Origin of the sequence: Pseudomonas sp. LS-2, assembly GCF_003605735.1 — a bacterium.
In the GTDB taxonomy this organism is placed as follows: domain Bacteria; phylum Pseudomonadota; class Gammaproteobacteria; order Pseudomonadales; family Pseudomonadaceae; genus Aquipseudomonas.
This window is the reverse complement of the sequence record NZ_QXTJ01000028.1, coordinates 1-1,022: the sequence shown is the minus strand read 5'-3', so window position 1 is coordinate 1,022 and position 1,022 is coordinate 1. Positions and strand designations below refer to the sequence as shown.

Annotated in this window: 1 protein-coding gene; it reads left to right on the top strand. The window is 63.6% G+C overall.

Annotated elements, in window-relative coordinates:
* The coding region (locus D3M70_RS17010) for an AMP-binding protein (RefSeq protein WP_165869825.1) at window positions 1–1,022 on the top strand (1,022 nt) is incomplete at both ends.

Here is a 1,022-nt window from a genome sequence, read left to right as displayed (position 1 = left end):
CAGCAGCGGGTCGCCGAGTTGCCGATGCTTGCCGGGCATGAGACGCAGCAGGTGCTGCACGACTGGAACCGCAGCCAGGCCGATTACCCGGCTGACGCGTGCATTCAGCAACTGATCGAGGAGCAGGCCGCGCGAACGCCGGATTCCGTGGCGCTGGTGTTCGCAGACACCCAATTGACCTATGCCGAGCTGAACGCCCGAGCCAACCAGTGGGCCCATCGTCTGATCGAGCTGGGCGTGGGTCCTGATGGGCTGGTGGGCGTGTCGCTGGATCGTTCGCTGGAAATGGTGATTGGCTTGCTCGCGGTGCTCAAAGCCGGGGGCGCCTACGTGCCGCTGGACCCGGATTATCCGCAGGACCGTCTGCGCTACATGATTGAAGACAGCGGCTTGAAACTGCTGCTGACGCAAGGGCATTTGCAGTCCGTGTTGCCGATTCCGGATCAGGTGCAAGCGCTTGACCTCGATCAGCCATTGAGTGGCTACAGCGATGTGAATCCGGGCGTCACGCTGGATGCTGAAAACCTCGCCTACGCGATCTACACCTCCGGCTCCACCGGCAAACCCAAGGGCGTGATGGTGCGCCACGGTGCACTGACCAACTTCGTCTTCAGCATGGCGTCCTCACCGGGGATTACCGCAGACGACCGTCTGCTGTCGCTGACCACGTTCTCCTTCGACATCTTCGGCCTTGAGCTGTACACGCCGCTGATGGTCGGCGGCCGTGTGGTGTTGGCCGACAAGGACACCCAGCGCGACCCGGAACTGATCCTCCAACAGGTGCAGGCTCAGGGCATCAGCGTGCTGCAAGCCACGCCGTCGACCTGGCGCATGCTGCTGGAAAGCCCGAACGCGGGCCTGCTCGCCGGTCGTCATATGCTCTGCGGCGGCGAGGCGCTGGCCGATGACCTGGCCGTGCGCATGACGGCGCTGGGCGCGCAGACGTGGAACCTCTACGGCCCGACCGAAACGACTATCTGGTCGGCGCTGCAACCGTTGAATGTCGAAAGCAGCCATCCGTA